Source organism: Brachyspira sp. (genome assembly GCF_029258575.1).
Lineage (GTDB): Bacteria > Spirochaetota > Brachyspiria > Brachyspirales > Brachyspiraceae > Brachyspira.
Map to the genome: position 1 here is coordinate 63,777 of NZ_JARHYI010000121.1, position 7,081 is coordinate 70,857.

At 24.9% G+C, this 7,081-nt stretch carries 7 protein-coding genes; 2 read left to right on the plus strand and 5 right to left on the minus strand.

Features of this window, described 5'->3' with window-relative positions; genetic code table 11:
* Nucleotides 1–34: 34 nt before the first annotated feature.
* The gene (locus tag Q1J76_RS09695; RefSeq protein ID WP_300369868.1) at nucleotides 35–1,867 is read right to left on the minus strand and encodes a methyl-accepting chemotaxis protein; all 1,833 of its coding nucleotides are present in this window, start codon (nucleotides 1,865–1,867) and stop codon (nucleotides 35–37) included.
* Between the two features lie 163 nt (nucleotides 1,868–2,030).
* Between Q1J76_RS09695 and Q1J76_RS09700 the strand changes: the two genes are divergently transcribed.
* Together Q1J76_RS09700 and Q1J76_RS09705 are read left to right on the plus strand one after the other, a co-directional pair.
* On the plus strand, nucleotides 2,031–3,737 hold the full coding sequence (locus Q1J76_RS09700; RefSeq protein ID WP_300369869.1) for a DNA adenine methylase: 1,707 nt from the start codon (nucleotides 2,031–2,033) through the stop codon (nucleotides 3,735–3,737).
* A 49-nt stretch (nucleotides 3,738–3,786) separates the two neighbouring features.
* Nucleotides 3,787–4,236, plus strand: a complete 450-nt coding sequence (locus Q1J76_RS09705; RefSeq protein WP_300369870.1) for a CAP domain-containing protein — start codon at nucleotides 3,787–3,789, stop codon at nucleotides 4,234–4,236.
* A 91-nt stretch (nucleotides 4,237–4,327) separates the two neighbouring features.
* Here the strand turns inward: Q1J76_RS09705 and Q1J76_RS12540 are convergent, their stop codons facing one another.
* From Q1J76_RS12540 to Q1J76_RS09720, 4 genes are all read right to left on the minus strand, one after another.
* Nucleotides 4,328–4,516, minus strand: a complete 189-nt coding sequence (locus tag Q1J76_RS12540; protein ID WP_367182124.1) for an ApaLI family restriction endonuclease — start codon at nucleotides 4,514–4,516, stop codon at nucleotides 4,328–4,330.
* A 102-nt stretch (nucleotides 4,517–4,618) separates the two neighbouring features.
* A complete protein-coding gene (hflX, locus tag Q1J76_RS09710; RefSeq protein ID WP_300369871.1) occupies nucleotides 4,619–5,722 on the minus strand; it encodes a GTPase HflX in 1,104 nt (367 codons plus the stop codon).
* Between the two features lie 10 nt (nucleotides 5,723–5,732).
* Nucleotides 5,733–6,302: a bis(5'-nucleosyl)-tetraphosphatase (symmetrical) YqeK gene (gene yqeK / locus Q1J76_RS09715; protein WP_300369872.1), complete on the minus strand. Its 570-nt coding sequence runs from the start codon at nucleotides 6,300–6,302 to the stop codon at nucleotides 5,733–5,735.
* 11 nt (nucleotides 6,303–6,313) lie between these two features.
* Nucleotides 6,314–7,033, minus strand: a complete 720-nt coding sequence (locus Q1J76_RS09720; RefSeq protein WP_300369873.1) for an outer membrane beta-barrel protein — start codon at nucleotides 7,031–7,033, stop codon at nucleotides 6,314–6,316.
* Nucleotides 7,034–7,081 lie beyond the last annotated feature (48 nt).

Here is a 7,081-nt window from a genome sequence, read left to right on the forward strand (position 1 = left end):
TATATAATATATCAGTAATTATTATTTTTATTTTTTAATTGAAGTGGAAATAAGATACCTGTTTAACTATATTATTTGATTTATCTAGTACATCTCTGCTAGCATCAGCACCTTCACTTGCTATTTTTGAAGTGTCCTGAGTTATTCTATTGATTTCTATTACAGCAGTATTAATTTCTGATACACTATTTTCTTCTTTTATTATGGCACTTGAAATTTCAGTTAATAGAGTTAGTACATCATTAACAGAACTTTCTATTTGATTTAATATATATGATGAAGCCATAACAGAAGCATTTCCGTTTTGTATTTTTTCTATAGTTTCATTTGCTATTGCTGTAATATCTTTTGCGGCATTTCCAACATTTATTGCTAGGTTTCTAACCTCACTAGCTACTACAGCAAAACCTTTTCCTTGATCCCCAGCACGTGCAGCTTCAACTGATGCATTCAAAGCCAATATATTAGTTTGAAATGCTATAGATTCTATTATATTTGTGATGTCTGATATTTTTTTACTAGCCTCTGATATTTGAGCCATACTTTTTGATGTTTCACTTATGGCATTTACACCGTTTCTAGTAGCATTTGATACATTTTCACTCATATTTTTAGCATTACCAGCATTTTCTGCAGTTTCTTTTAATGATGAAAATACAAATTCTATAGATCTTGTTAATTGCTCCAATGCACTAGCCTGAGAGTTGGATCTGTCTGATAAATTTATGTTTCCATTTGTGATGATATTAACGGAGTTGTTTATTCCATTTATATCATCTTTCATATTGTATATAATATCTCCTAATTTATTTTGCATTTCATTAAGAGCTCTTATTACATTTCCAGTTTGATCTTTTTTATTTAATTCATTTTCATTGAAATGAGTATTAAAATTACCTTTAGACATGGAATTTATTATAGATATTGTATTATATAATGTATTGGATATAGGTCTTACTATTAAAATAACTAATATAGCTTCCAAAGTTGATAGTATTATTAATACTGATATAATGAGAATTAATAATTTTAATAATGATGAATATAATTCTTTATTCTTTATTTTTATAACTATATACCAATTGCTGTTTTTTATTTTCAATGATATATAAGAATTTTTTTTACCTATCCATTCATAGTGATTATTATTAATAATATCATTTTTATGAATAGATATTTTATTTTGATTGAATATATTTTCTTTTAAAATATATCTGTCATTAGCATTGAATAAATATAACCCGTCTTTATTTATTATACTTAAATCATAATCATACTTTTTTATCTCTTCCAAGGCAGAATATATTATTTTTGAAAAATTAACATCAATACCTATTATACCCTGCAATTGTCCATTTGCATATATAGCTTTAGAAAATGTTATTACTACATCTTTGGTTATAGCATCTATATAAGGCTCTGATATTACAATTTCTTTTGATTTCACGGCATTTTTATACCATTCTCTTGTTGTTTGATCATAATCATTAGGTACTTCTCCGACAGTATTAAGTATTCTTCCGCCATCCTTATACGGTACGGTGTTTGCATAGTATATATTAGCTAGATCTTTTTCATTTTTTATAATATTTGCAAATACTTCTGTCATTTTATTCATATCAGTTTCTTTTTCTACATATGAACAGAATATATTTATTCTGCCATATAAAGAAGAAATGTTATTCTCTATTTCATATGAAATATTAGATATGTTATATCTATTTGCATTTATAAATCTAGTTTTATATTGCGGAAGATATAATAAATATATGGATATACAAATTACAAATAATATAGCCATATATGGCAATAAAAATTTTAAAATTAGACTATTGTTTTTTACTCCTATCTTGTCATTGTTGAGCATATTTTGACCCTCACTGTTAATTCTCTAATTTAAAACTCGGAATAATATAACTTATTATCTTAAAATAGTAAATACTATATTTAAAATAAAATTCATATAATATTGATATTTTATCTTTATTATGTTAATATTATTATGTAAACTATATTATGATAATAAGATTATGATAACTAATACAGATACAGACATTAAAGATAAATATTTAAAAGAAAATTTGATAGCATATATAGGAAATAAAAGAAGACTTCTACCATTTATAGAAAATACAATATTATCTATATTGCAGGAAGATAAGAATATAAAAACAGCATTAGACTTATTTGCAGGAAGCGGCAGTGTTTCTAGGCTTTTAAAAACTTTAGACTTGGAAGTTTATTCTAATGATTGGGAATATTATTCTTATATATTAAATTATGCTCATTTAGAAATAAATATAGAAGATTTAGATAATATGTTCATTCATACTGGAGGGGTAGAAAATACTATAAATATGATTAATAGTATTAAATATATAGATGATGATTATAGGTATATATCTAAATATTATGCACCTTCCAATGATGATAATCCAGACTTAATAAATGAAAGACTCTTTTATACTCATTATAATGCCGAGAGAATAGATATAATAAGGAATAATATAGAGTACCTTTATAAAAATAATGCTATAAGTGAGAAGGAATATTATTATTTAATAGCATCTCTTATATATGAGGCAGCTACACATACAAATACATCAGGTGTTTTTAAGGCTTTTCATGCTGGATTTGGCGGAAGAAATAAGGATGCATTACATAGAATATTAGCTCCTATATCATTAAAACCAATACCTCTATACAGCGGAAAAAAATGTCATGTTAGTATGGAAGATGCTAATAAATTTGTAATTAAAAACAAGCATTTTGATTTGGTTTATTTGGATCCTCCTTATAATCAGCATCAGTACGGAAGCAATTATCATTTATTGAATACTATAGCATTATGGGATAAGCCTGCTATTAATAAAGATATATATATAAATGGAAAGAAAACTGATAAAGGTGGTATTAGAAAAGATTGGATAAAAACAAAATCGATGTATTGCTATAAAAAAACGGCTAAAGATACTTTGATAAATTTATTGGATAATATAGATGCAAGACATATAGTGATGAGTTATTCTACTGATGGAATAATAGAGTATGATGATTTGCTTTCTATACTTGAGAGTAGGGGAAAGTTAGAAATAGTTACTTCGGAATATACTAAATATAGAGGTGCTAAAAGATCAATAGTGAATAAAACTAAAAATATAGAGTACTTATTTGTAATTGATACTAAAAAAATAAATAATAACAATATAAATAAAAAGTTAAAATACATAGAAAAAATAAGATTGAAATTAGATAATCCTGTGGATTGTTCTAAAGATAGTATTGTTTTTAAATACTATGAAGAGGGTTCTATTATATTAAATTTAAAATATTCCGTGCATATAATTAATAAAGATGATATATGCAATGACCTTAAAAATAAAAGTTTAGAGTATATAAAAATGTTTTCTTTATTTTTGGATAGATATATTAAAGATGATAATATTGAAGCTTTAAGAATATATTCTTATCATATTAACACGGCTATATTATCAAATGATATTAGGCTTATAAAATATTTTGGAGAATATATATTAAAAATATACAGCAGATTATGTTCATCAAAATCAAATGAATATTTGTTTGATATTACTAATAGTATTTTGGATATTATATCCTATTGTAATAGTAGTATAAGCATTATTTCTAAAATAAAAGATAGAATAATATATAATATTACACATTCAAATATATCTGAAATTAACAAAAATAACCTGTTAATTAGACTTGAAAAATAATAAAAAAATATTATATTATAAGCGGTATATTTTTAATTAAAGAGAAAATATGTTAAAGATGTTTATAAAATCAATAGTTTTATTATATTTAGGAAGCATTTTATTATATTCCCAAAATAATACTGATATTGATGCTGCTTTAAAAACTATAAATGATTTAAGAGAAAATTCAGGATTATATTTATTAGAAACTAATGATGAACTTAATAATATAGCAAATATCAGATCCAAAGAACTTGCTATTAATTTTTCACATACAAGACCTAATAATACTAGATATGATGAATTACTTTATTTAAATAGAATAAGAGTATTTTCTTCAGATGAGAATATTGCTTATAGATTTAAAAATGCTGAAACGGTTATAAGTTATTGGCTGAATTCTGATCAGTATAGAATTAATATTTTAAGTGAAAAATTTACTCATGTTGGAATATCTCATTATTCCATTAATGGAGAAGATTTCTGGGTTGCTATATTTGTGCAGTTAAGAAGATAATTGATTATAAAATATTAGTTATATGATTTTTTATATAATTATAAATAGAAATCTTGTATTCTAGTATCTACTTTTGTTATATAATCTCCGTCTATAGTGGCATCTCCCATTTTATTTCATATGCTTTATTTCCCACTAAACAATCTATTTCAATTTTTTTTGGTTTACTTTCTATGTTATTTATAATCTTATATTTTTCCTTTATATTATTATATTTGTGTTTGAAACAAAGAATTGCAGCTTCTTGCAGAAAATTTCCTACATAATTATATAAAAATATTCATTTATTCTATAAGCAAATGCTAATTTATTAATTGATTCTATAATATCATAATTTATATTAAAAAATCCAAATAATATAATTGTTTAGAATATAAAAACATTAGTCTAGTATAGTGTCAAGTATTTTCTTTTTAAGAGTTTCTATATTGATATTATTTTTGGCACTTATTAATATGGCATCATCATAATAGGTATTTATTTTATTTTTCTGTATATCATCTATACAGTCAGATTTATTGAATATAACTATACGCTTTATATGAGAGGCATCTATTTCTTTTATTATAGTTTCAACTTGAATAAGTTTCTCTTCTATATTTTCATCTACTGCATCCGCTAAATGCAAAAGTAAATCAGCTTCAACAACTTCAGATAATGTGGATTTGAAAGAAGCTACTAAAGTATGAGGAAGTCTATCTATAAAACCTACTGTATCACTTATTATTACTTCTACAGGAGTATCATCTGTGAGATATAATTTCCTCGTATGAGTATCCAATGTAGCGAATAATTTATCTTCAACATAAACATTTTCTTTACAAAGTAAATTGAATAATGTACTTTTACCAGCATTAGTATATCCTACTATTGCCACTCTGAATGTATTTCCTCTTCCTTTTCTTCCTACACTAGCAGATTTTTCTACTTTACTTAATTGTGATTTTAATTTATGTATACGCTCTCTAGCTCTTCTTCTATCATATTCTAATTGCTTTTCTCCAGCTCCTCCTCTTAATCCTATTCCTCCCTTTATTTGACTTAAATTAGTTCTTTTTCCTTTTAATCTTGGATATTCAAATTCTAAAAATGCTAATTCAACTTGCATTTTAGCCGTCATAGTTTTTGCTCTTATTGCAAATATTTCTAATATTATTTCTGTTCTAGTAAGTGCTGTTATATTAGAACCTTCCTCTATAGCATTAACTTGAGAACCGCTTAATTCATTATCAAATATAAAATATTCAACATTATCGATAATGGCACTTTCTTTTAAACTTTCAAGCTTTCCAGTTCCTATATATGTTCCAGCAGATATTTTCGGTTGTATAAATGAATATTGTTCTATAACTTCATAACCAGCTGTGTTGCATAGCATAGAGAGTTCATTTAATATATTTTCATAATTTATTTTGTTATTTCTGTACTGTTTGCTGTCGGATACAAATATTATATATGCTCTTTTTTTTATGTTTTTATTATCCATAATATAAAATTTAATTAACAACCAATGAATTATAAAGTTCTATTGTTTTATCAGATAAATATTGATTTTTACTTAAAACAAATGTAATAGATTCTAATACTACTTCTAAAAATGCTTTATCAAAATCTATAAAAATCTTTTCTCTTATTCTTTCGGCAGTTTCGAGTTTACGAGTAGGCTCAAGATAATCAGCGGCATATATTATTTTTTCAAGCATACTCATATTGGCATGTCCTACTGTATGGCTTTCTATAGCATTCAAAATTTCTTTATCTGTTATATTGAATTCTTTTTCAGCTATTATAGAACTAACTCTTGCATGAAGTAAAGCTCCTGTTATATGTTTAGGGTATTCAATATTATCATTATCAAATATAATTTTACGCATTTCATCATCTTTATATCTCTTTCCTAAATCATGACATAATGCGGCAATTGAAGTTTTTTCTGTATCTATATTATATTTTTCAGCTATTTCAATAGAAAGCTCTCTAGTAGAAATTATATGTTTTTCTCTAAAAGGTAAATACTCTTTTATATATTTTACTATTTCCAATTCTTTATTATTAAATTCTTTCATAATTTCACTTATTATAGTCCGTCTTTTTTCATTTGCCATGTATTAAATGGACTGAATCTTAAACCTATTTGCAAACCAACACCAAAGCTATCAACAGATGTATATTTTTTTTCATTTATTTTTTGTCTAACTCCAAATTCATAATCAAAATACATTCCAAAATTTGCCCCTATATTATAATTATTGAATACAGAGTAATCAAATGTTAACTTTATATAAGGTATTACATTCATTTTATCATATTTGTTTACTATTGTTATCATATTCATAGTGCTTCCAGATGCTGTGTAATTTGTACCATGTGTAGTTGTTCTATCTTCCGAAGTTCCAGCTATAGGAATTTTCAATCCTCCTCCAAATCCGATAGAAAAATCTTTAATATTCAGTTTAGGAAGAAGACCTATTTGAAAACTATGAAATGAAGTTGAATTTGCTATTTTTGTAGTTGAATCAGAAGATGTAGCATAAGAATATGTATCATAACTGTATCCAGATTCTCCTAAAATACTAAGTCCTATATTGTTTTTTAAATCTATTACATATCCGAATTGAGCTGTAACTCCCACATCAAAACCTGTATTAATTTTTCTAGTGCTTCCCGCTATTTGCCCCATAGGTATACCTACAGCAATACCGAATGGAACATTTATTATGGCTTCAAATCCGCTTGCTGCTGAAAGAGATAAGTTAATTGATATAAAAATACTTATCATTAATAATAATTTCTTCATATTTACAATTAACTCCTTATATTATTGTTTTTGTTAATTTAAATATAT